This is a genomic window from Streptomyces yatensis (assembly GCF_018069625.1).
GTDB classification, from domain to species: domain Bacteria; phylum Actinomycetota; class Actinomycetes; order Streptomycetales; family Streptomycetaceae; genus Streptomyces; species Streptomyces yatensis.
The window spans coordinates 3,042,111-3,064,705 of record NZ_CP072941.1; the positions used below are offsets into that span (position 1 = coordinate 3,042,111).

A 22,595-nucleotide genomic window follows, 5' to 3' on the forward strand; every position below is an offset into this window, starting at 1 on the left:
AGCCCGTTACGGTAAGTCCATGTCACATGCCTCCGCGCTCCTCGTCATCGATATGCAGAACGCCCTGGCGGCGATCTCGTACCGGGCCGCCGAGACCGTCGCCGTGATCGCGGGGCTGCGCGAACGCGCCAAAGCCGCGGGTGTACCGGTCGTGACGATTCAGCACCGGGGCGGTGAGTTGGAGGCTGATACGGACGGCTGGCGGATCGTGCCCGAGCTCACGCCCTCCGCTGACGAGACGGTCGTCCACAAGACCAGTGCGGACAGCTTCCTGCACACGGATCTCGACAAGACCCTCAAAGCGCTGGGCGTCACCGAGGTGATCGTCACCGGGTTCGCGACCGAGATCTGCGTGGACACCACGACCCGGCAGGCGCTGAGCCACCAGTACGACGTCGTGCTGGTCGCCGACGGGCACACCACGTCCGAGCGACCCGACACCGGCGATTTCGCCTCACCGGAGCGGTCGATCGCCCATCACAACGCGATCTTCCGGCACATCGACTTTCCGGGGCGCCGCATCCGCGTAGTGCCCGCGGCCGAAGTGGATTTCGTCACCGCCCAGCGCTGTCCTCACCGAGGAGCGGCAGGGGCCGTCTCCTCACCGTCGTAATCCAGCCGAGCCCGCTCGACCTTGGCCAGGTTCTCGGCCGACCAGGTCGCGAGCGACGCGAACAGCGGTGCCAGGCTGCGGCCCAGCCCACTGATCTCGTACTCCACCCGGGGCGGGACCTCCGGGTGATACGTGCGCAGCACCAGCCCGTCGCGCTCCAGTTGCCGCAGCCGCTGGGTCAGCACCTTGGGCGTGATCGTGCCGATGCGGCGCTGCAGCTCCACGAAGCGCTGACGGCCGTGTTCATGCAGCGTCCAGAGGATGGGCGTGGTCCAGCGGCTGAAGACGATGTCGACCACGGGGGCGATCGGACACGCCTGTTCCGGTTCCTTCGACATAGTCACTTTCCTCTAGGTACCTAGTATCCCCACGATGCTAGCTTCACCGTGCCGCGGCGAGGACAAGGTCTGTCACTACGGAACGGGGAGTCGCACATGATCGTGGTAACCGGAGCGACCGGGAATGTCGGTCGGCCACTGGTGGAGGTGCTCGCGGCGATCGGCGAGCAGGTGACGGCCGTGTCGCGCCGGCCCGCCGACCGGGAGTTGCCGCAAGGAGTACGTCACCATGAGGCCGATCTGGCCGACCCAGGGAGCCTGCGACCCGCGCTGGACGGGGCCGACGCGCTGTTCCTGCTCTTCGCGGGCGAGTTGCTGGCCGGAACCGCACGGACCGGCGAACTTCTGGACGTCGCGCGGTCGGCCGGCGTACGGCGCGTGGTCCTGCTCTCGTCCCAGGCCGCCGGGACGCGTCCGGACGCGGTGTCCCACGCCCCCATGCGGGCCCTCGAAGAGGCCGTGCGGGCGTCGGGGCTGGACTGGACAGTCCTGCGACCGGGAGGCTTCGCTTCCAACGCGTTCGCCTGGGCCGAGTCGGTCCGTACCCGGCGAACGGTCGCGGCGCCGTTCGGCGATGTGGGGCTCCCGGTCGTGGACCCGGCGGACATCGCCGAGGTCGCGGCGACGACGCTACGGGGGCAGGGCCACGCCGGGCGTACGTACGAACTCACCGGCCCGGCGCCGGTCTCCCCACGCGAGCAGGCGCAGACGATCGGGGATGCGCTGGGCGAACCCGTACGGTTCACCGAGCTGAGCCGGGCACAGGCGCGTGCGAAGATGCTGCGGTTCATGCCGGAGCCCGTCGCGGACGGCACGCTCGACATCCTGGGCGAGCCGACGGCCGACGAACAGCGGGTGAGCCCCGATATCGAGCGGGTCCTGGGCCGTCCGCCGCGCGCCTTCGCCGATTGGGCAATGCGCAACATCGCGGCCTTCCGCTGATCCGCGAACGCCCGGATGGGCGGATGGCCACCACCGCTACTGCGGGGGCCGGGAGTGGTTCATCGACCTCTCCCCCCTCCCGGCCCCCGCAGCGCTAACCGTCGATGAACAGCTCCTCGACTCGGGAGGCGGTCACGGCCCGGTCCAGCCAGGTGTCGAGGAGGTCCAGATCCTTGCACGCGCGGACGCGCTCGCGGACCTCGGCAGTGACCTCGAGCCCCCGAGTATTGAGGACCCGCAAGACGCTCTCAGCGCGGACCTCGGCCCGGGCTTCGGCCCGAACCTCCGCAAAAGCCCGCTGGGCGTGCTCGGAACGGAAGAAGTTCAGCAACGCGGACATCAGGTGAACAGATCTTCGATGCGGGAGGCGGTCGCGGCTCGGTCCAGCCAGGTGCCGAGAACCTCCATGTCCTGGCACGACTCAATGCGCTCACGCGTCTCGGCAGTGACCTCGAGCCCGCGAGCCTTGAGGATCCGCAGGATGTTCTGGGCATCCCTTTCAGCCCGAACCTCCGCAAAAGCCCGCTGGGCGTGCTCGGAACGGAAGAAGTTCAGCAACGCGGACATCAGGTCGCTCCAGATCTTTCGTGCCGGGGTGTTGCCGAGTCCCGCTTCGACGAGCTCGGCGTAGATCGTTGCCTGATCGGGGTCGAGGGTGTTGAGCGCGGTCGCCAGTGTCTTCAGTATGGCATCGGCGTTTTCGCTCTTACTATGCGTAATCGCCGAGAAGATGGCGATCGGGAGGTCTCGGAGCACGTCCTTCGCGTCGGTGACGACGGGAGTGTTACCGGGTCCCAGAACCAGCGGGCGAACCGTCAGGGATGGATGAGCAGGGATGCCGAGCGTGATCGGGCGGGCGGCCCATCGGGCCGTCGTCTCGTCCGGGCAGAGCACGATCAGCACTGGCTGGTGGCCGAATTTCGCGTGCATGTACGAGAGGTAGTAGGCCCAGGCCGCGGGCTTCTGCGGATCTCTTCTGCTCTGGGACTCGATGGCGAACAGATACGTGCCGTCGGCCTCCGTCTCGACCTGGAGCAGCGTGTCCACGCGTCGTTCGACCGGTGCGATCTCGGTGAGGTCGGGACTGACGACGAACGCCTTGCCCGTCTCGGGGAAGGGGACGCCGAGCAGTTGTCTGAGCGCTCGTACGATGGCCCCGGTGTCCTCCTGGAAAATCCGATGGAGGGCCTCATGTGAAGAACTGACCATGCGTCGAAAACTAATGAGGCGAGGGCAAGTGCCGGTGGCACTTGCCCTCGCCTCACTCGATCGTAGGTCGCGACTCTTCGCGTTGACTCACTCAGCCGCGGGCGACCGCGAAGACGTGGAGATCCGCGTTGTCGGGCAGGGTGACGCTCTTGACCGTCTTGCCCTCGGGCGCCCGGAACGCCTTTGTGGCGAAGATGTACGCGTCCACCACGTCCTTGTCGCCGCCGCTGATGTTGCGGTAGCCGGTCTTGGCGAGGGTCAGGTTTCCGTACTGGACCGTTCCGCCGCCGCCTCCCACCGTCCAGTCGGTGAAGGACAGGTCCGCCTCGTCCGAGCTGCCATCCGTGTAGGTGACCTTGGCGGTGGCCTGCTGGTTGCCGTTGACGGCGCTGCCGATGAAGGAGAGGGCGGTGGACGGGGGCAGGGCGATGGTCTGGCCGGTGGCGGAGGCGTTGTCGGGGCGGCCGGGCGGGGAGGCGGGCCAGGTGTAGTCCAGGCCCTGGGTGGTCCCCTTGGCGCCCGGTTCGAGGCCGGCGGCGGCGAGGGCCTGGCGGGAGTAGCTCCAGCCGCCGCCGTCGTAGTCGCCCTCGTCGTGCTCGCCGTCGTCATCGGTCGCGCCGGTGTTGTTGTACGCGGCGAGCAGGGTGCCGGGGGCGGCGACGGTCAGTGTGATCGGCTGGACGACCTTGGTGTCCTCGCTGGTCACCGTCACCTTCGCGTCATAGAAGCCCTCGGCCGTGTCCTTCCCCGCGCGCAGGGAGATCTCCGCCGTGCCGTCCGGGCCCACCGTCCCGGAGGCGGGTGAGGCGGTGAGTCCGTCGGGGGCGTCGGTGGTGAAGCGCACCTCGGGGCGGTCGCCCTCGCCGACCGGGACGGCGGCCACCTTCACGGTCAGGCTCTCGCCCGGGGCGAGCGTGCCCGTGGTCGGCCCGACCCCGATCTGGTACGGCTGCTCGCCGTCGCGGAAGGAGGGCGGGGCGTCGGCCGGGGAAGCGCCCCAGGCGCGGTCGGGGGCGTCGGACAGGGTGTAGTCCAGCGTGCCGCCGTGCCGGGCGAAGGACTCCGGCAGCCAGGGGCGGTCGCTCGCCCGCCCGTTGACCTTCAGCGAGTGGACGTACGGCGCGTCGGGCGCGGCCTGCGGGGCGCGGATGGAGATGTCCCGGGCGCCGCGGTCGATCTCGATCCGCGGGAAGAGGGGCGAGGCCAGGACGAGTTCGGCGCGCGAGGGCACCTGCGGGTACATGCCGAGGGCGGAGAAGACGTACCACGAGGACATCTCGCCGAGGTCGTCGTTGCCGGGGATGCCATCGGGCTTGGTGGTCCACAGCTGACGCATCGCGGCGCGCACGGTCTCCTGGGTCTTGTACGGCTGCCCGGCGTACGCGTAGAGGTAGGGGACGTTGATCGACGGCTCGTTGTCCAGCTCGGACTTCTCGCCCCCCTTACCGGTGAGCGCCCAGCCCCCGTCGGCGTCGTGGAAGAAGGCGTCCAGGCGCTTGATCGCGGCATCCTTACCGCCCATCGCGGCGAAGAGACCGGCGGGGTTGTGCGGGACCATCCAGGTGTACTGGGCGCTGGTGCCCTCGACGAAGCCGTTGCCGGTGGCCGGGGTGAAGCCGGTGACCCAGCTGCCGTCGGCCTTGCGGTTGGCGATGTAGCCGCCGGTGGCCGGATCCGCGGCGGCGTTGAAGTTGTTCTGCCACCACTGGGCGCGGTGCGCGAAGGTGTCGGCGGTGTCCTTGCGGCCCGCGGCCCGCGCCAGCTGGGAGAGGGCGAAGTCCGCGCCGGACATCTCCAGGGTCTCGGCCGCGCCGCCCCACGCGTTGGAGACGGACGGCATGTAGTGCAGCTTCAGGTACTTGTCGAGGGAGGGCCGCTGGCCGACCGACATGATGGGCTTGCCCGCCGGGCTGAGGTCCTTCTCCGTCGGCGCGGTGGCCGCCTTGAGAAGCGAGTCGAGGGCGGCGTCGAGGTCGAAGTCGCCGCCGCCGAAGGCCCGGATCCCGGCGAGGGCGGCGGCCGCCGGATCGCCGTTCATCACATGGGTCCCCGAGGCGCCCTGCAGCCAGCGGTCCCAGACGCCGCCGTTCTGCTCGGCGAGGTTCAGCAGGGACTGGGCGATGTCGGAGCCCTTGTCCGGCTCCAGCAGGGTGAGCAGCTGGAGCTGGGAGCGGTAGATGTCCCAGCCGGAGAAGGTGCCGTACTGGGCGCGGTGGCCCCGGCTCACCCGGTGCACCTCACCGTCGCTGCCCCGGTAGCGGCCGTCGGTGTCGCTGATGACGTTGGGGTGCAGCAGGGAGTGGTAGAGCGCGGTGTAGAAGGCGGTGCGGTCCGCGTCCGTGCCGCCGCCGACCCGGATGGCGGCCAGCTGCCGCCGCCAGGCGTCGTACGCGGCGGTGCGCACCTGGTCGAAGCCGCGCCGCGGTGGGTTCTCGGCGGCGAGGTTGGCCCGGGCGCCCTTGTCGTCGACGTAGCTGATGCCGACCTTGACGCCCACCTGCCGGGTGCCCGGGGCGAATTGGAGATAGCCGCCGGAGCCCTTCCCGGCCACCGGGCGGCCGTCGGTGCCATAGCCGGAGCCGCCCTCGGCGCTGGTGGTGCCGGGCCGCAGCGTGCCGTCCTGCCAGGTGCCCTGGGCGGTGAACGCGGTGTCGAAGACCGCGGTGAAGTGCAGCGTGTAGTAGCTGCGGCGCCCCTCGGGGTCGAGATAGCCGCAGAAGTTGCCGCCGGTCACCGAGCCGGAGACGGTGCGGTGCGCCGGGTCGATGGTGAGATCGGCGGCGCTGCTGCCGACCTCGGAGGAGGAGGCGCGGATCAGCAGGGAGGCGGTCTTGCCGGCGGGGTAGCTGAAGCGGGCCGAGCCGGTACGGGCGGTGGCGGTCAGCTCCGCGCCGGCGCCGGAGGCGAGGGAGACCTTGTAGCGGCCGGGTTCGGCGGTCTCGTCGGAGTGGCTGAAGTCCGAGGCGTAGACCTGGTCCTTGGTGTCGGCGGCGGGTGAGGAGGTGACCTGGCCCACATGGGGGAAGAAGGGGATGTCCCCCGCGCCGCCCGCACAGCCGGTGCCGGACATATGGGTGAGGCTGAAGCCGCGGACGCGGGTGGCGTCGTAGTGGTAGCCGCCGGGCGCGGCGGTGCGGGTGGCGTCGCCGCGGGTGTTCTCCGGGCTCCACGACAGCATGCCGAAGGGGGCGACGGCGCCGGGGAAGGTGTTGCCGCCGGCCGAGCTGCCGATCAGCGGATCGACGTACGCCGCGGGGTCCTTGACCAGCGTCGGCGGCGGGGCGGCCGAGGCGGGCGCGGTGGCCGCGGTGGCGAGGAGCCCCGCGGTCAGGGCCGCGGCCGCCAGGGCGGCCAGGGGTCTTGAGGGCATGGCGGTCCCACCTTGTCGGAAGGGCCGCGCTCGCCGGGTCGAACAAGCCGTGGGGACCGTACCGCACGGGGGCCGTCGGCCGTAAGAGTGCGCGAACGGTCTTGACAGGGACACCGGGTAGGCGGCGTACTGATCGTTAAAGTCATGCTGACAACGTTGTCGCGTTCGCCGGTCGAACAAGCCGCTTCCGCGTACCGACAATCCCCTCACCGGACGCGCCATCATGGGCTCATGATCCTCCGCCAGCTACGCGACACCGACGAGGACGCCGAGGCCGCCTGGGAGGTGGTGGCCGCCGCCTTCGGGGACGCCGCCGCCCTCGCGGGCAAGGACGGACTGCCGCCGGGGTACGTCACCGAGATCCACGACCGGCACCGGCATCTCGCCCGTACCGACCCGGGCGGCTGCTGGATCGCCCTGGACGACGCCGGGATGCCGCTCGGCGTGGCGCTGTCCGCACGGCGCGAGGGCACCTGGGGGCTCGCGCTGCTCGCGGTGCTGCCGCGTGCCCAACGGCAGGGCGTGGGCCGGGAGTTGCTGGCCGCGGCGCTGCTGTACGGACGGGGCTGTCTGCGCGGCATCATCTGCGGCTCGGAGGATCCGCGCGCGGCGAGCACCTACCGGCGGGCGGGATTCGCGCTGCATCCGGCTATGCGGCTGCGCGGCACCGTCGGACCGGAGACCAAGGAGCGGCTGTCCCCGCCCGACGGCGCCGTCCACGAGGGCGTGGCCCGCCACCGGGACCTGCTGGACTCGGTGGACCGCCGCACCCGGGGCGGCGCGCACGGCGCCGACCATGAACTGCTCGTGCGCCAGCGGCGGCTGCTGGTCGTGGACGACCTGGCGGGCAGCGGCTACTGCTACGTCGCCGAGGACGGCAAGGTCGAGCTGCTGGCCGCGACCTCGCGGCGGCTGGCGAAACGGCTGCTGACGGCGGCGCTGCTGTGCCTTCCGGAGGGCACCGACGCCCGGGTCACGGGGCTGACGGCCGAGCAGCAGTGGGCGGTGGACGTGGGGCTCGAGGCCGGGCTCGAGCTGTCCACCAGCGGCTATGTGTGTCTGCGGGGGATGCCGCCGCCGACGCCGTACATCCCCTCCGGGACGTTCCTCTGACCACCGCCGCCGACCGCGCATGCGGACGGACGGGCCGCACCCCACATCGGGGGTGCGGCCCGTCGCCGCTGCCGTAAGGCCCGTAAGGCGCTGCCGTAAGCCGCCGTACGCCGTGCTTACTTGCGGATCAGCGAACGCAGCACGTACTGCATGATGCCGCCGTTGCGGTAGTAGTCCGCCTCGCCGGGGGTGTCGATGCGCACCTTGGCGTCGAACTGCACCTCGCCGGCCTTGACCTTGACCGTCTCGGGGATGCCGCCCTCGTTGAGCGCGGTGACGCCGGTGATGTCGAAGGTCTCCTCGCCGGTCAGGCCCAGCGTCTCGGCCGTGGCGCCCTCGGGGAACTGGAGCGGCAGGACGCCCATGCCGATGAGGTTCGAGCGGTGGATGCGCTCGTACGACTCGGCGATGACGGCCTTGACGCCGAGCAGCGCGGTGCCCTTCGCGGCCCAGTCGCGGGACGAGCCGGAGCCGTACTCCTTGCCCGCCAGGATGACCAGTGGGGTCCCGGCGGCCTGGTAGTTCTGCGACGCGTCGTAGATGAAGGAGACGGGCCCGCCATCCTGGGTGAAGTCGCGGGTGAAGCCGCCCTCGGTGCCCGGCGCGATCTGGTTGCGCAGCCGGATGTTGGCGAAGGTGCCGCGGATCATGACCTCGTGGTTGCCGCGGCGGGAGCCGTAGGAGTTGAAGTCACGACGCTCGACACCGTGCTCGGTGAGGTACTTGCCGGCCGGGGTGTCGGCCTTGATCGCACCGGCCGGGGAGATGTGGTCGGTGGTGACCGAGTCGCCCAGCTTGGCCAGCACCCGGGCGGCGGCGATGTCCTCGACCGGGGCCGGGTCCATCGTCAGGCCCTCGAAGTACGGAGGCTTGCGGACGTAGGTGGACTGCGGGTCCCACTCGAAGGTGTTGCCGGTGGGCACCGGAAGCGCCTGCCACTGGGCGTCACCGGCGAAGACGTCGGCGTAGCTGGTGTTGAACATCTCCTGGCCGATCGAGGAGGCCACGACCTCCTCGACCTCCTTCTCGGAGGGCCAGATGTCCTTCAGGTGGACCGGGTTGCCGTCCTGGTCGATGCCGAGGGCGTCCTTGGTGATGTCCACCTTCATGGAGCCGGCGATGGCGTAGGCGACGACCAGCGGCGGGGACGCCAGGTAGTTCATCTTGACGTCGGGGTTGATCCGGCCCTCGAAGTTACGGTTGCCGGAGAGCACCGAGGTGACCGCCAGGTCGGCGTCGTTGACCGCCTTGGAGACCTCCTCCGGCAGCGGGCCGGAGTTGCCGATGCAGGTGGTGCAGCCGTAGCCGACGAGGTTGAAGCCCAGCTTGTCGAGGTACGGGGTGAGCCCGGCGCGGTCGTAGTAGTCCATGACGACCTTGGACCCGGGGGCCAGGGTGGTCTTGACCCACGGCTTGCGGGTGAGGCCCTTCTCGACGGCCTTCTTGGCCACGAGGGCGGCCGCGACCATGACGTACGGGTTCGAGGTGTTGGTGCAGGAGGTGATCGCGGCGACGGTGACGGCGCCGTGGTCGATCTCGTACTGCGAGCCGTCGGGGGCGATCACCGGGGTCGGCTTGGTGGGCACGCCGTTGGAGACGGCCGGGGCGTCGGAGGCCGGGAAGGACTCGACACCCGCCTCGTCCAGGTCGGCCACCGGGGCGTAGACGCGGACGTCCTGGGCGAACTTCTCGGCGGCCTCGGACAGGATGATGCGGTCCTGCGGGCGCTTGGGGCCGGCGATCGACGGGACGACCGTCGCCAGGTCCAGCTCCAGCTTCTCGGAGAACTCCGGCTCGGCGGCCGGGTCCAGCCACAGGCCCTGCTCCTTGGCGTACGCCTCGACGAGCGCGAGCTGCTGCTCGCTGCGGCCGGTGAGCTTGAGGTAGTTGATGGTCTCGCCGTCGATGGGGAAGATCGCGGCGGTGGAGCCGAACTCCGGCGACATGTTGCCGATGGTCGCGCGGTTGGCCAGCGGGATGGAGGAGACGCCCTCGCCGTAGAACTCGACGAACTTGCCGACCACACCGTGCTTGCGCAGCATCTCGGTGATGGTGAGCACGAGGTCGGTGGCGGTGGTGCCGGTCGGCAGCGAGCCGGTGAGCTTGAAGCCGACGACGCGCGGGATCAGCATGGAGACCGGCTGGCCCAGCATCGCGGCCTCGGCCTCGATGCCGCCGACGCCCCAGCCGAGCACGCCGAGGCCGTTGACCATGGTGGTGTGGGAGTCGGTGCCGACCAGGGTGTCCGGGTACGCCTGGCCGCCGCGGACCATGACGGTGCGGGCCAGGTGCTCGATGTTGACCTGGTGGACGATGCCGGTGCCGGGCGGGACGACCTTGAACTCGTCGAAGGCGGTCTGGCCCCAGCGCAGGAACTGGTAGCGCTCCTTGTTGCGGCCGTACTCCAGCTCCACGTTCTTCGTGAACGCGTCGGGCGCGCCGAAGACGTCGGCGATCACCGAGTGGTCGATGACCAGCTCGGCCGGGGCCAGCGGGTTGATCTTCGCCGGGTCGCCGCCGAGCTCCTTGACGGCCTCACGCATGGTGGCGAGGTCCACCACACACGGCACACCGGTGAAGTCCTGCATGATCACGCGGGCCGGCGTGAACTGGATCTCCTGGCTTGGCTGGGCCTGCGGGTCCCAGCTGCCCAGGGCGCGGATGTGGTCGGCGGTGATGTTCGCGCCGTCCTCGGTGCGGAGCAGGTTCTCCAGCAGCACCTTCAGGCTGTATGGAAGCCGGGCCGACCCCTCGACCTTGTCCAGCCTGAAGATCTCGTACGATTCGTCGCCCACCTGCAGGGTGCTGCGGGCGTCGAAGCTGTTCGCCGACACGACAGTCTCCTTCATGCATGATTTCGCGCGTACCACCGCAATGCTGCCGTCACATGCCCGCGCCGATCCGCTAAGGTATGGCTAAGTTAGGCAAGCCTTACCGACACGGGGCGGCGATGCGCCTTCCAGCAGATATCTCGATGTCGAGATAACTCTAATACATCGCCCTCGCGCGGTCATGCCCTGCCCTGGCGCGAGCGCGCCCCCGGGGACGCGGGTATGGCGACGGCGCGCTCGGCGCGGCGGCCGGGAGCGGCAGACTGGCCCGCGTGAAACGACTATCGGTGGATGTGGACAGCGTCACGACGCGGCTGGTTCGTCGATTCGGTCCACAGGTCGCCGAATGGTGCGCCGACACACCGAACCTGATCGCACGGTTGGCGTCCCGTTGGGGCCTTTCCCCCGGTGAATCCCTCCCGGATGGTGCCTCGTCGGTCACGTTGCGGTGCCAATGGCCGGGCGGCCCGCCCGCCGTGCTGAAGCTCAGCCCGGATCGTGCCCTTCTGGTCGAGCAGGCCGGAATGCTGGGGTGGTTCGCCGCCTCGGGCCGGGTGCCCGCCGTGCTGGCCGTCGACGAGGACGCGGGCGCGATGGTGCTGGAAGAGGTCGTGCCCGGAACGCCGGCGGAGGACTTGCCCGCCGCTTCGCTTCCCGGGCAGTGGTCGGAGCTGCTCGCCGCGTTGCACGGGGTCGCTCCGCCTCCGCGGCCGCCGCGTGTGCTGCGCGGCCGGTGCGAGGAGGCCTTCGCCCGGGTCGGCAGGCGGCTGTCCGAGCCTGCGATCAGTGCGCGTATGGATGCCATCGCGTGGGACAGGGCCATCCGGCGATGTGAGCGGCTGCTGGACACGGAAGCGACAACCGTGTTGCTCCACGGCGACCTGCACCTGGGCAATGTGCTCGACGGTGGCGCGGAGCGCGGTCTGATGGCCATCGATCCGAAGGCATGTGTGGGTGATCCCTGCTTCGACGCCGTGGACTACGTCGTGGCCGGCGCCGGTCTGGAGGGCGTCGAGACCCGCTGCGCGCGCGTGGCGGCGGCCTGCGGGCTCGACGGCGACCGGCTCCACGCCTGGAGCCAGGTGATCGCCCCGTTCGCGGCCATCGCCCACCTCGGCAACGGCGGTGAGGAGCCGGTGATCGATGAACTGCTCGCCTTGGCCCGGTGAGCACACCTGGATGAGATCGCTCAGCCTTCGGTGAGACAGGACACCGGCCCGGGTGCGAGCGCGCCCCCGGGGCGGTTCATGGGTGCTCACCGGCGTTCACCGGTAAGGGTGAGCGCTGGCCGTACGGGCCCCGGAAGGCGGCGTTCCGCGTTAGACCTGAGGCCATGAGCATGTGCGCGGACGTGACCGACGGCCCCGGAACGGACGACGGCCGGGCCCGAACCGGCCCCGGTCACCTCCGAGTTCGGAACTGAGCCGCCCCGGCCCCCGCGATACTGCTGCCATGGACCCGCACCTGCTCCGCACGTTCGTCTCCGTGGCCCGCTGCGGATCCTTCTCCGACGCCGCCCATGAGCTGGGCTTCACCCCGGCGGCGGTCTCCGAGCACATCGCGTCCCTCGAAGCGGATCTGCGCACGTCACTGCTGACCCGGCGGCCGGTCATGCTCACCAGCGCGGGCGCACGGCTGCTGGAACACGCCGGTCCGCTGCTGCTGCGGCTGGACGCGGCGCGGGCCGATGTCGAGCGGCTGTCGGGGGCCGGGGCCGCCCGGCTGGTGGTGGGGGCCTCGCCGCTGGCGATGACCCCGCGAATCGCCGCGGCGCTGGACCGGGTGCGCCAGGCGCATCCGGCCATCCGGGCCTCGCTGCGGATCCTCGGCCGCCGGGAGATCCCGGCGGCGGTGGCGTCCGGGGCGCTGGACCTGGGGCTGGTCGACGGCCCCACCACCCCCGCCGACGCCCTGCCGCTGCCCGAGGTGGGTCCGCTCACCTCCGTCACGGTCGCGGAGGCCCCGCTGGTGGTGGCCCTGCCCACCGGCCATCCGCTGGCCCGCCGGCTCGGCCTGCGGCTGGCCGACCTCGCCGAGGCCCAGTGGCTGGACGCCCCGGACGCGGCGATGCCGCTGGCGCAGCTGCGCGCGATGAGCCGGAGCGGCGGCTTCCGCGCCTCGCTGACGTACGAGGGCACCGATGTACGCGGCCTCGTCGCCCTCACCGCCGCGGGCCACGGCCTGGCCCTCCTCCCCCACCCGGCCACCAAGGGCGCCCCCGGCATCGTCACCGCCCCCCTGATCGCCCCGCGCCTCGTCCACCGCACCGAACTCCTCCACGGCCCCGCGGTCGACGGCCCGGCGCGGACGCTGGCGGCGGTGGTGACGGGGGATCGTCACCGGTACGGGTGATTGGTGGGCACATTTGCCCAGGCCCGTGGAGGATTGCGATAGACCTTGCTCAGTCGTCATGCTGCAGCTACGCCGCCTGGTGGAGGACCGATGAGCGCGCAACCCCATTCGGAAACGGCTTCGTATATGGCCGACGACCCCGAAACCGCATTGAAGTACGCGATCCAGCACATCCGGGGGGATGACCGGGTGCAGATCGTGGAGGGGGTCATCGAGCAGTTGTCACCGACATGGGACCACGAGAACGCAGCCGACGAGATCCGCGAACAGATCGGACCGGTCATGCGCAAGCTCGACTGCAGAGCGGGGTCGGGAAATCTGGATTTGCCGGGCTCCAGCAATTGGTACGTACCCGACCTGGCGGTTGTACCGCGGGAGCTCGCCAAAGGCGGAGGAGCCCTGCTCCCTGATCAAACCCTGCTGGTCGTCGAGGTAACGTCCGACTCGAACGGAGACACCGACCGGATCGTCAAGCGGCGCCGCTATGCGGAGTACGGCGCTCCGCTGTATCTCCTGGTCGACCGGCAGCAGCGCACCTGCACGCTCTATGCGGCGCCCGGCAGCCTCGGCTACACCAAGGTGGACGGCCCCCACCCCTTCGGCACTCCCCTCGCGCTCCCGGAGCCGTTCGACCTGGAGCTGGACACCTCCGCATTGTGATGACCCTCAGTCGCCCGCGAGGCGGGCGGCTGACCGGAACGGCACTCAAGCACCGAGCGGAACCCACCCGAACGGCCGTCACTCCTTCGCCCCTCCGGTCGCGTGCGCATCTCATATGTGAGATAGCCTCTTCTGCATGACTGACGACTACCTCTCACGTATCGGCAAGCTCATCCGTGACGCCCGCCAACACCGAGGCTGGACCCAGTCCCAGCTCGCGGAGGCGCTCGGGACAAGCCAGAGTGCGGTCAACCGCATTGAGCGGGGAAACCAGAACATCAGCCTTGAGATGATCGCCAGGATCGGTGAGGCCCTGGACAGTGAGATCGTCTCCCTCGGCTACGCGGGCCCGATGCACCTTCGGGTGGTCGGCGGCCGACGGCTGTCCGGTGCCATCGACGTCAAGACGAGCAAGAACGCGTGTGTGGCGCTGCTGTGCGCCACGCTTCTCAACGCGGGCCGTACGACACTGCGGAGAGTCGCCAGGATCGAGGAGGTCTACCGCATCCTCGAGGTCCTGGGCAGCATCGGCGTACGCACCCGCTGGATCAACGACGGCGCCGATCTGGAGATCGTGCCGCCCGCCGAGTTGAACCTCGAGACCATGGACACCGAGGCCGCCCGCCGGACGCGCAGCGTCATCATGTTCCTCGGTCCGCTGCTGCACCGGATGAACCACTTCCGGATTCCCTACGCGGGCGGTTGTGACCTCGGCACCCGTACCGTTCAGCCGCATATGACCGCCTTGCGCCACTTCGGCCTCGAAGTGACCGCCACCGACGGGATGTACCACTCCGCGGTCGACCGCTCGGTCGCCCCCACCCGCGCCATCGTGCTGACCGAACGGGGCGACACCGTCACCGAGAACGCCCTGCTGGCGGCCGCCCGGCACGACGGTGTCACGGTGATCCGCAACGCCTCGTCCAACTACATGGTCCAGGATCTCTGCTTCTTCCTGGAGGAGTTGGGCGTCAAGGTCGAGGGCGTGGGCACCACGACGCTGACCGTCCACGGCGTCGCCCATATCGACCGCGATGTGGACTACTCGCCCTCCGAGGACCCGGTCGAGGCGATGAGCCTGCTGGCCGCCGCCGTGATCACCGAGTCGGAGCTGACGATCCGCCGGGTGCCGGTGGAGTTCCTGGAGATCGAGCTGGCCGTCCTGGAGGAGATGGGGCTGGACCACGAGCGCGGCCGGGAGTACGCGGCGGACAACGGCCGCACCCGGCTGGTCGACCTGACCGTGCGGCCGTCGAAGCTGCAGGCCCCCATCGACAAGATCCACCCGATGCCGTTCCCCGGCATCAACATCGACAACGTGCCCTTCTTCGCGGCGATCGCGGCCGTCGCCCAGGGTTCGACGCTGATCCACGACTGGGTCTACGACAACCGCGCGATCTATCTCACCGAGCTCAACCGGCTCGGCGCCCACGTCAAACTGCTCGACCCGCACCGCGTCCTGGTCGAGGGCCCGACCCGCTGGCGCTCCGCCGAGATGATGTGCCCGCCCGCCCTGCGCCCCGCCGTGGTCGTGCTGCTGGCGATGATGGCCGCGCCGGGCACCTCGGTCCTGCGCAACGTGTACGTCATCAACCGGGGTTACGAGGACCTGGCCGAGCGGCTGAACTCGATCGGCGCCCAGATCGAGACCTTCCGCGACATCTGAGGCCACACGTCTGTCGCCGCACCCCTGCCTCGCAAGTGAGGGAGGGTTGCGGCGGCCGCCGTGGGACCTTCTCGCCGGAGAGATCTCGCCTGCCGGGGTCGGTCGCGCCGCGATGGCCAGGAGGGCCCCGGCCGACGCGCCACCCTCCGCGAGCTGAGTCCGCACACCGCGCGGCACACCCACGCCGTGGCGCTGAGGCCGTTGTCCGGTACGAGGTGAACGAGCGGCGCCCCGCCAAGATCCTCAAGGCGTACGGCCGGTTGCCGGGCCGGCGGATGGCCGGCGGGCAGCCCGCACACCATCCGGTCCACGGGCAACACCGTGAGGCTGTCCGTCCGGTCAGCCCAGCGACGCGCTCGCCGCACGCAGTTCGTCCAGGGCCGCCAAGGCGTACCCGGCGAGCTCGTCCTTGCCGTCACGGTCACCCTCCGACCATTCGGCGTATCCCCGCTTGAAGGCGAGGAGACCCAGCTCGCCCGCGAGGGCCGCGGTCGGATCGGGTACGCCGCGGGCGACCAGAGCGGTCGTCATCGCGGCCGCCAGGCTGACGCTCTTGAGGGCGTCACGCTCCTGAAGCTCGGCGCTGGAGGCGACAGCCGCCTTCAGACGGGGGGCGAAGTCCCGATTGACGGGGCCCATCGCGGTCGAGGCGCGCTCGAGACCGGAAGCGACCGCCTCGAGCGGGCTGGCGCCCTCGGGCGCCTCGGCGATCCCCTCGGCCAGCAGCCGGCTCAGCGTCTCCTGTCCGGCCACCAGCAGCTCGCGCTTGTCGGGGAAGTGCCGGAAGAACGTGCTTTTGGTGACCCCGGCGCGCTCGGCGATCTGCGCGACCGTCGTGGCGTCGTACCCCTGCTCGGTGAACAGGTCGACGGCAGCCACGACGAGGCGTTCGCGCGCCCCTGGTTCCCATCTGCCCATGGGCCCATCATAGGTGACGGGACTCTTGTCCCATCACTCGGCTATAGTGATGGGACAAGAGTCCCATCACTTGCGGGAGAATACCCATGCGCGTCTTCGTCACCGGTGGCACCGGCCTGATCGGGTCCGCCGTCGTCGCCGAACTGCTCGGCAATGGCCACACCGTCCTCGCACTCGCCCGCTCCGACGCGTCCGCACTGGCCGCCAAGACGGCGGGCGCCGAGCCGCTCCGAGGAGCCCTCGCCGACCTGGACGTCCTTCGCACCGGCGCCGCGCAGACCGACGGGGTGATCCACCTCGCCTTCGCCAACGACTTCAGCAGCCCCGACGCCCTCGGGAAGGCGGTCGCCGAGGAAAGCGCCGCCATCGCGGCCCTCGGGGAGGAACTCGTCGGCAGCGACCGCCCCTTCGTCATCGTCTCGGGTACGCCCCATGTGCCGGGTCGCGCCTCCACCGAGGCCGACCCCGCCATGACCGATGGGCCGGTCGGTGGGCGCGGTCGCGCGGTCACGGCGGCCCTGGGCCTGGCCTCGCGCGGGGTCCGGAGCACGGCCGTACGCCTGCCGCGCACGGTGCACAACCAGGGCAGCGGCGGGTTCGCCGGTCTGCTGACCGACATCGCACGCCGGACCGGCATATCCGGCTACGCAGGAGACGGCGCACAGCGCTGGCCCGCCGTGCACGCGCTCGACACGGCGGTCCTCTTCCGGCTCGCCCTGGAGCGGGCGGAGGCCGGCAGCGTCTGGCACGCCGTGGCCGACGAGGGGGACAAGGTGCGGGACATCGCCGCGGTCATCGGCCGACGGCTGGACGTGCCGGTCGAGTCGGTGTCATCGGAGACCTACGGCCCCCTCGGCCCGGTCTTCGTGACCGACCAGCCCTCGTCCAGCACCCACACCCGAGAGGCGCTCGGCTGGGAGCCGAAGCACCCGTCCCTCCTGGAGGACCTGGAGAACATCCAGCCCTGACCGGCGGCCGGGAGGACCGGCCACGCCCGCTGCCGGCGCTCACGCCGGCAGCGGAAGACCCTCGCCTTCGGAGCCAGGTGACCCGGCCCCTACCGCCGGCATCCGTCGAGCAGCAGCCGAATGGTGAGGCGCACGTCGTACTGCGGATCGGTCCTCTCCCCGCCGGCGCAGATGTCGCCGATCGCGCGGATCAGCTGGTAGGGGGCGACGTCGGCCGTGACCTCGCCCGCGCCCCGGGCGGCATCGAGGATCTCGGCGAGCGCCGGCACGAGGCGCTCGATGAACAGCGCGTGCAGGGCGGTGAAGCCGTCGGGATCGTTGCGCATGGCGGCGGCGAGCCCGTGCTTGGTCGCCAGGAAGTCCACGAAGAGCTCCACCCATTGACGCAGGGCGGCGAACGGTGACGTCGCCGTCGCGAGCAGGGTGGGCCCCGCTTCGGCACAGGTGTCGACCTGGTGCCGATACACGGCCACGACGAGGTCCGCGCGGGTGGGGAAGTGCCGGTAGATCGTGCCCATGCCGACGCCCGCCGCGGCGGCGATCCGGCGCACCGGCGCGTCCACTCCATCCGTGACGAACACCGACGCCGCGGCGTCGAGCAGGGCCTTCTCGTTCCGCCGGGCGTCCGCGCGCTTGGCCGTGCCCGGGGTGGCCGGCATCGGCTTGTCGCCTTCACTCACGGGGGCGCTCCTGTCCTACGACCGCGCTTGCCAAGCGGAACGCCGCTCCGTATATTCGGAACGTCGCTCCGCTTAACCGCGTGTCCGGTGGCTCATGTCGTCGGACCTACACCGGCGACGCATGTATTCCCCCATGGACACGGCTCCCATCGCAACCGAAAGGCAGCTCCGCATGCCCGCACCCGACACGGCCGCCCCGCGCGCCGTTCCCGCCTCGACCACCGCGATCATCAGCGTCAAGCCGGTCGTCCTGCCCGCACCGGAGCGTGGCGAGGACCTGCGGGTGCGCGTGTCGGCGCCCGCCTCCGGCAGCGGCCTCCCGATCGTCGTACTCGCTCATGGCTTCGGCCTGTCGATGTCCTCGTACGACCCGCTGGTCGACTTCTGGGCCGCCAACGGCTTCGTCGTCCTGCAGCCCACCTTCCTCGATTCGCTGACCCTCGGCATCACTCCCGCCGACCCGCGGTACGCCGACATCTGGCGCATCCGGGTCCAGGACGTCGAGCGCGTACTCGACGAACTCGACCACGTCGTCGCCGCGGTCCCCGGCCTCGGTGACCGCGTCGACAGCGAGCGCATCGCCGTCGCCGGACACTCCTGGGGCGGGCAGACCGTCAGCATGCTGCTCGGCGCCCGCGTGATCGGCGCGGACGGGCAGCCCGGCCCCGACAAGACCGATACCCGAGTGAAAGCCGGCGTGCTCCTCGCCACGACCGGTATCGGCGGCGACGCCTTGACGCCGTTCGCGGTGGAGAACTTCTCCTTCATGAGCCCCGACTTCGACCGCCTGACCACGCCGGCACTCGTGATCGCGGGCGACCACGACCAGTCCCTGCTCTCGACGCGCGGCCCCGACTGGTTCACCGACGTGTACAGGTACAGCCCCGGTGCCCAGAGCCTGCTCACCCTCTTCGGGGCCGAGCATTCGCTCGGCGGGATCCACGCCTACGGCGCCAAGGACACCACGGACGAGAGCCCCGAGCGCGTCGCGCTGATCCAGAAGGCTTCGTGGGCCTACCTCCGCAGCGCCCTCGGGATCGACGACAGGGACTGGAAGCAGGTGCGGACCGAACTCGCGGAGGCCGCCGACCCGATCGGGCGCATCGACGACAAGCAGGACGACAAGTAGACCGCGAGGAGACCCACCCTCGACGAAGGCCGCCGCACGGGATGACCTGTGCGGCGGCCTTCGCGATCTGCCTGGCCTGGCGAGGCGTGCGGGCGCGGCGGCGGCTCCCGGAAGGCCGAGGCGCGCCGGAAGGCTGTCTAAATAAATTAGGAATAATTCTTGACAGGGTTTCGGCCGCAGGACACAGTCATCGCCGTGACGCCGCCGACGCCCGTCCGAGGGCGGCCGCGTCATGTCTCCTCCTGCTTCCCAACCCTCCGGAGAGGCACGTGACTTCACACCCGCCCGCGCACAGACCCCGCCACCGAACGCTGACCCGCGGCGCCGTCGCGACCGCGATCGCCCTGGTCCTGGCCACGACCGCGGGCCCCATGGCCATGGCCGCCCCCGCGGTGGACCAGGGGGCGCCCGACTACTACGACAGCGGGCTCGCCCCGACGCCCTATATGGGGTGGAACACCTACTACGGACTGGGGGCGCCCACCGAGAAGGAGGTGCGCGCGGTCGCGGACCGGCTCGTCAGCAGCGGGCTGCGCGACAGCGGGTACGACATCGTGTGGCTGGACGGCGGCTGGCAGGCCGACGAGCCCCGGGACGCGCGGGGACGGTTGGCGGCCCACCCGGACCGGTTCCCCTCCGGCATCCCGGCTCTCGTCTCCTACCTGCATCAACGCGGTCTGCGGGCCGGGATCTACACCGACGCGGGCACCTACGACGGCGGCAAGAGCTGCGGCCTCGGCAGCCGTGGCCACTACACCGAGGACGCGCGGCAGTTCGCCCAGTGGAAGATCGACGCGATCAAGGTCGACTTCCTGTGCGGCATCGGCGAGAAGCTCGACCCGGGCCCGGCGTTCAAGGAGTTCGGCGACGCGGTCGCGAAGTCCGGACGCCGGATGCTGCTGAATCTGTGCAACCCGCTCACCGATGACTGGGGCCTGCCGCACACCCCCGAGCAGGACGCGCACAACACCTACGCCTACGCCCCGACGGCCGCGGACTCCTGGCGCACCGGCACCGATATCGCCTGGGGCACCCCGAGCCCCGGCCAGTGGCCCAATGTGCTGCGCAACATGGACGCCAACGCCTGGCACCCCGAGGCCCAGGGGCCCGGCCACTACAACGACCCGGACTATCTGATCCCGATGCGCCGGATGACCGACGGGTCGTACGAGCTGTCGGAGGAGGAGTCCACCACGCAGTTGGTGATGTGGGCGGAGATGGGCTCGCCGCTCGTGCTGGGCTCCGACCCCCGCACCCTGTCCGACTCGATGCTCCGGACGCTGCGCAACCCGGAGATCATCGCGGTCGACCAGGACCCGCTGGCCGTCCAGGGCGTGAGGGTGGCCACCGACTCCGTCGGCGATGTCTACAGCAAGGTCCTCTCGGGCCACGGCCGGCGTGCGGTCGTCCTGCTCAACCGCTCGGACCGGCCCGTCGAGCGCACCGTGCACTTCTCCGATGTGGCACTGGGCGGCGCGGTCGCGGTCCGTGATCTGCGGGCGCGTGCCGACCGCGGGACGCACACCGGGTCGTACACCGTCGAGGTGCCGGCGCATGGCACCGCGTTCCTCGGGCTCACCGGCGAGGACGCCCTCCCCGGTGCCGACCTGGGCGCGAAGGCCACGGCGAGCCCGGCCGTCGTACGGGACGGCGAGGCGCTGACCACGTTCTTCCGGGGGCCGGGCGGCTCGCTCGGCCAGCAGGCGGACGGCGGGACGCGGGACCTCGGCGGCCCGGCGCGCGGGAAGATCCTCGGCCAGCCCGCCGCGTACGCCTCGGCGGACGGGCGGATCGACGTCTTCGTGCGGGGTGTCGACTCCCGGGCGTACCGGCGGGTGTTCTCGCACGGGCGCTGGGGCGGCTGGCAGGACCTCGGCGGAACGCTGACCGACGCCCCGTCGGTGGCGTTCACCGACCCCGACCACTGGACGCTGTTCGCGCGCGGCGCCGATGGGCGGATCGCGCAGCGGGGGCCGTCGGCCGGCTGGTCGTCGCTCGGCGCGCCGGGCGACCGGCCGACGTACGGCAGGCCGTCGGCGGTCGTGGACGCGCAGGGCCGCGTTCAGCTGGCCGTACGCACCGCCGACGACGAGGTGTGGACGCGGTCGCGGGATGCCTCCGGGCAGTGGTCGGCGTGGAGTTCGCTCGGCGGGACCGTCAGCGGCAGTCCGACGCTGGTCGCCGTCGGCGACGCGGTGGTGCTGTTCGCGCGGGGCGGCGACTACACGCTCTGGCAGCGGCGGTACGAGAACGGCGCCTGGCAGAGCTGGAGCAAGCGGGAGGAGTTCCCCAGCGCCGCGTTCGACGGTGCGCTCGGGGCGGTCGCGGGCCGGGACGGCGCGATCGACGCCGTGTACCGCGGGGTCGACGGTTCCGTACACCGGACCCAATTCAAATAAATTAGGTATTAATCTTGACGTGGCGCGAGCGCCACGCGAACCTGGATCCGCCACGAGCGGGGGCCCGGCGGGCAGCAAGCAGCCGGGCCCGGCGGGTGGATCCACAAGGAGCGCTCCATGACGAACCAACACCCCAGCCGACGACTGCTTCTGGCCGGCCTCGGCGCCGCCGGGACGACCGCGCTGCTCAGCGGCTGTGTCACCGCCAGTTCCTCCGGCAAGGGCTCCTCCGGGGGCGGCGCGGTGACCCTCCAGTCCAACCTCTCCGCCCCGCAGGCGAAGGCGGCCATGGAGGACCTCGCCGCCGCCTACGCCAAGCAGGGCTCCGGGCGCGCGAGCCTCAACACGGTCGCCGCCGAGACCTTCCGCACCCAGCTGCCGACGTATCTGACCTCGGCCAATCCGCCGGACGTGCTCACCTGGTACCCCGGCTCGGTGGCGGAGGCCTACGCGAAGAAGAACCTGCTGCTCGACCTCGGCGAGGTGTGGGACTCCCCCGATCTCAAGAGTTACTCCACGGCGCTGAACAAGCTGTGCACCGCGGCCTCCGGCAAGAAGGTCTTCGTCCCCACCACCTACTACTGGTGGGGCATGTTCTACCGGAAGTCCAACTTCGCCAAATGGGGCGTGAGCGAGCCCAAGAGCTGGGACGACTTCCTCGACCTGTGCGACAAGCTCAAGTCCAAGGGCGTCGCCCCGATCGGGCTGGGCGCGGGCGGCAACACCGCCTGGGTGGCGTCCGCCTGGTTCGACTACCTGAACATACGGATCAACGGCGCCCCCTACCACCGCGAGCTGCTGGCCGGGAAGCACCGCTTCGACGACCCCGAGGTGCACAAGGTCTTCGACCGCTGGCGGGAGGTGCTGCCGTACTTCGACCCCAACGGGACCGCCGTGGCCTTCCAGGACGCCTCGACCGCCCTGCTCAACGGCCGCAGCGGCATGATGCTCATCGGTACCTTCTTCGCCGACGCGGTGCCGAAGAACGCCCTCGACGACGTCGACTTCTTCCGCTTCCCGGTCATCGACCCCAAGGTCCCGCTCGCCGAGGAGGCGCCCACCGACGGGTACTTCGCCAGCGCCCGCACCGGACGCCGGGACGAGGTCTTCGACCTGCTGCGCTACCTCGCCACGGCCGAGGCGCAGGAGATCTACATCAAGGGTTCCTCGGGCACCGCCCTGCCCTGCCACCCTGATGCCAAGGACTCCGGGACGGCACTGGTGAAGAAGGGGCGCAAGCACATCGAGGAGGCCGCGGAGATCACCCAGTTCTTCAACCGCGACTCCAGTGACGCGCTCCAGCCCGCGACGGACACCGCGCTGACCAAGTTCATCGCCAAGCCGAAGAGCGTCGGATCGATCCTCACCAACTGGCAGCGCGACGCCGAGAAGATCTGGCGGGCCTGA

Annotated in this window: 18 protein-coding genes; 11 read left to right on the forward strand and 7 right to left on the reverse strand. The window is 70.7% G+C overall.

The window, feature by feature from the left end:
• The first annotated feature begins 19 nt into the window (after positions 1-19).
• Positions 20-613: an isochorismatase family protein gene (locus J8403_RS12250; RefSeq protein WP_211123221.1), complete on the forward strand. Its 594-nt coding sequence runs from the start codon at positions 20-22 to the stop codon at positions 611-613.
• Here J8403_RS12250 and J8403_RS12255 read toward each other — a convergent pair.
• A complete protein-coding gene (locus J8403_RS12255) occupies positions 574-951 on the reverse strand; it encodes a winged helix-turn-helix transcriptional regulator (protein ID WP_211123222.1) in 378 nt (125 codons plus the stop codon). The genes J8403_RS12250 and J8403_RS12255 overlap by 40 nt on opposite strands.
• A 96-nt stretch (positions 952-1,047) precedes the next feature.
• Between J8403_RS12255 and J8403_RS12260 the strand changes: the two genes are divergently transcribed.
• Positions 1,048-1,893, forward strand: a complete 846-nt coding sequence (locus J8403_RS12260; protein ID WP_211123223.1) for an NAD(P)H-binding protein — start codon at positions 1,048-1,050, stop codon at positions 1,891-1,893.
• 94 nt (positions 1,894-1,987) lie between these two features.
• On the opposite strand, the gene J8403_RS12265 is transcribed toward J8403_RS12260, so the two are convergent.
• From J8403_RS12265 to J8403_RS12275, 3 genes are all read right to left on the reverse strand, one after another.
• Positions 1,988-2,233: a hypothetical protein gene (locus tag J8403_RS12265; protein ID WP_211123224.1), complete on the reverse strand. Its 246-nt coding sequence runs from the start codon at positions 2,231-2,233 to the stop codon at positions 1,988-1,990.
• Positions 2,233-3,102: a hypothetical protein gene (locus J8403_RS12270; RefSeq protein WP_211123225.1), complete on the reverse strand. Its 870-nt coding sequence runs from the start codon at positions 3,100-3,102 to the stop codon at positions 2,233-2,235. The genes J8403_RS12265 and J8403_RS12270 overlap by 1 nt, the downstream gene beginning before the upstream one ends.
• 91 nt (positions 3,103-3,193) lie before the next feature.
• The gene (locus tag J8403_RS12275) at positions 3,194-6,472 is read right to left on the reverse strand and encodes a GH92 family glycosyl hydrolase (RefSeq protein ID WP_211123226.1); all 3,279 of its coding nucleotides are present in this window, start codon (positions 6,470-6,472) and stop codon (positions 3,194-3,196) included.
• 231 nt (positions 6,473-6,703) lie between these two features.
• Here J8403_RS12275 and J8403_RS12280 point away from each other — a divergent pair, with 231 nt between their 5' ends.
• Entirely contained in the window at positions 6,704-7,585 is an 882-nt protein-coding gene (locus tag J8403_RS12280) for a GNAT family N-acetyltransferase (RefSeq protein ID WP_211123227.1), read from the forward strand.
• 116 nt (positions 7,586-7,701) lie between these two features.
• Here J8403_RS12280 and acnA read toward each other — a convergent pair whose 3' ends face one another.
• Positions 7,702-10,419, reverse strand: coding sequence for an aconitate hydratase AcnA (gene acnA, locus J8403_RS12285; RefSeq protein WP_281427917.1), 2,718 nt, complete (start codon positions 10,417-10,419; stop codon positions 7,702-7,704).
• Positions 10,420-10,709: 290 nt separating this feature from the next.
• Here acnA and J8403_RS12290 point away from each other — a divergent pair, with 290 nt between their 5' ends.
• The 4 genes from J8403_RS12290 (at position 10,710) to J8403_RS12305 (ending at position 15,094) form a co-directional block, all read left to right on the forward strand.
• Positions 10,710-11,585, forward strand: coding sequence for an aminoglycoside phosphotransferase family protein (locus J8403_RS12290; RefSeq protein ID WP_211128213.1), 876 nt, complete (start codon positions 10,710-10,712; stop codon positions 11,583-11,585).
• Between the two features lie 283 nt (positions 11,586-11,868).
• Entirely contained in the window at positions 11,869-12,768 is a 900-nt protein-coding gene (locus J8403_RS12295; RefSeq protein WP_211123229.1) for a LysR family transcriptional regulator, read from the forward strand.
• 90 nt (positions 12,769-12,858) lie between these two features.
• Positions 12,859-13,428, forward strand: coding sequence for a Uma2 family endonuclease (locus J8403_RS12300; RefSeq protein ID WP_211123230.1), 570 nt, complete (start codon positions 12,859-12,861; stop codon positions 13,426-13,428).
• 136 nt (positions 13,429-13,564) lie between these two features.
• Entirely contained in the window at positions 13,565-15,094 is a 1,530-nt protein-coding gene (locus tag J8403_RS12305) for a helix-turn-helix domain-containing protein (RefSeq protein WP_211123231.1), read from the forward strand.
• 339 nt (positions 15,095-15,433) lie between these two features.
• On the opposite strand, the gene J8403_RS12310 is transcribed toward J8403_RS12305, so the two are convergent.
• Complete coding sequence (locus J8403_RS12310; protein WP_211123232.1) at positions 15,434-16,012, reverse strand: TetR/AcrR family transcriptional regulator; 579 nt, start codon at positions 16,010-16,012, stop codon at positions 15,434-15,436.
• An 86-nt stretch (positions 16,013-16,098) separates the two neighbouring features.
• On the opposite strand from J8403_RS12310, the gene J8403_RS12315 reads away from it, so the two are divergent.
• On the forward strand, positions 16,099-16,980 hold the full coding sequence (locus tag J8403_RS12315) for an SDR family oxidoreductase (protein WP_211123233.1): 882 nt from the start codon (positions 16,099-16,101) through the stop codon (positions 16,978-16,980).
• Positions 16,981-17,069: 89 nt separating this feature from the next.
• On the opposite strand, the gene J8403_RS12320 is transcribed toward J8403_RS12315, so the two are convergent.
• Positions 17,070-17,660 (reverse strand): TetR/AcrR family transcriptional regulator, encoded by a 591-nt coding sequence (locus J8403_RS12320; RefSeq protein WP_425519780.1) that lies wholly within the window; start codon positions 17,658-17,660, stop codon positions 17,070-17,072.
• A 172-nt stretch (positions 17,661-17,832) separates the two neighbouring features.
• Here J8403_RS12320 and J8403_RS12325 point away from each other — a divergent pair, with 172 nt between their 5' ends.
• The 3 genes from J8403_RS12325 (at position 17,833) to J8403_RS12335 (ending at position 22,595) form a co-directional block, all read left to right on the forward strand.
• Positions 17,833-18,789: an alpha/beta hydrolase family protein gene (locus J8403_RS12325; protein WP_246585818.1), complete on the forward strand. Its 957-nt coding sequence runs from the start codon at positions 17,833-17,835 to the stop codon at positions 18,787-18,789.
• 269 nt (positions 18,790-19,058) lie between these two features.
• A complete protein-coding gene (locus J8403_RS12330) occupies positions 19,059-21,188 on the forward strand; it encodes a DUF8189 domain-containing protein (RefSeq protein ID WP_211123235.1) in 2,130 nt (709 codons plus the stop codon).
• 117 nt (positions 21,189-21,305) lie between these two features.
• Entirely contained in the window at positions 21,306-22,595 is a 1,290-nt protein-coding gene (locus J8403_RS12335; RefSeq protein ID WP_211123236.1) for an ABC transporter substrate-binding protein, read from the forward strand.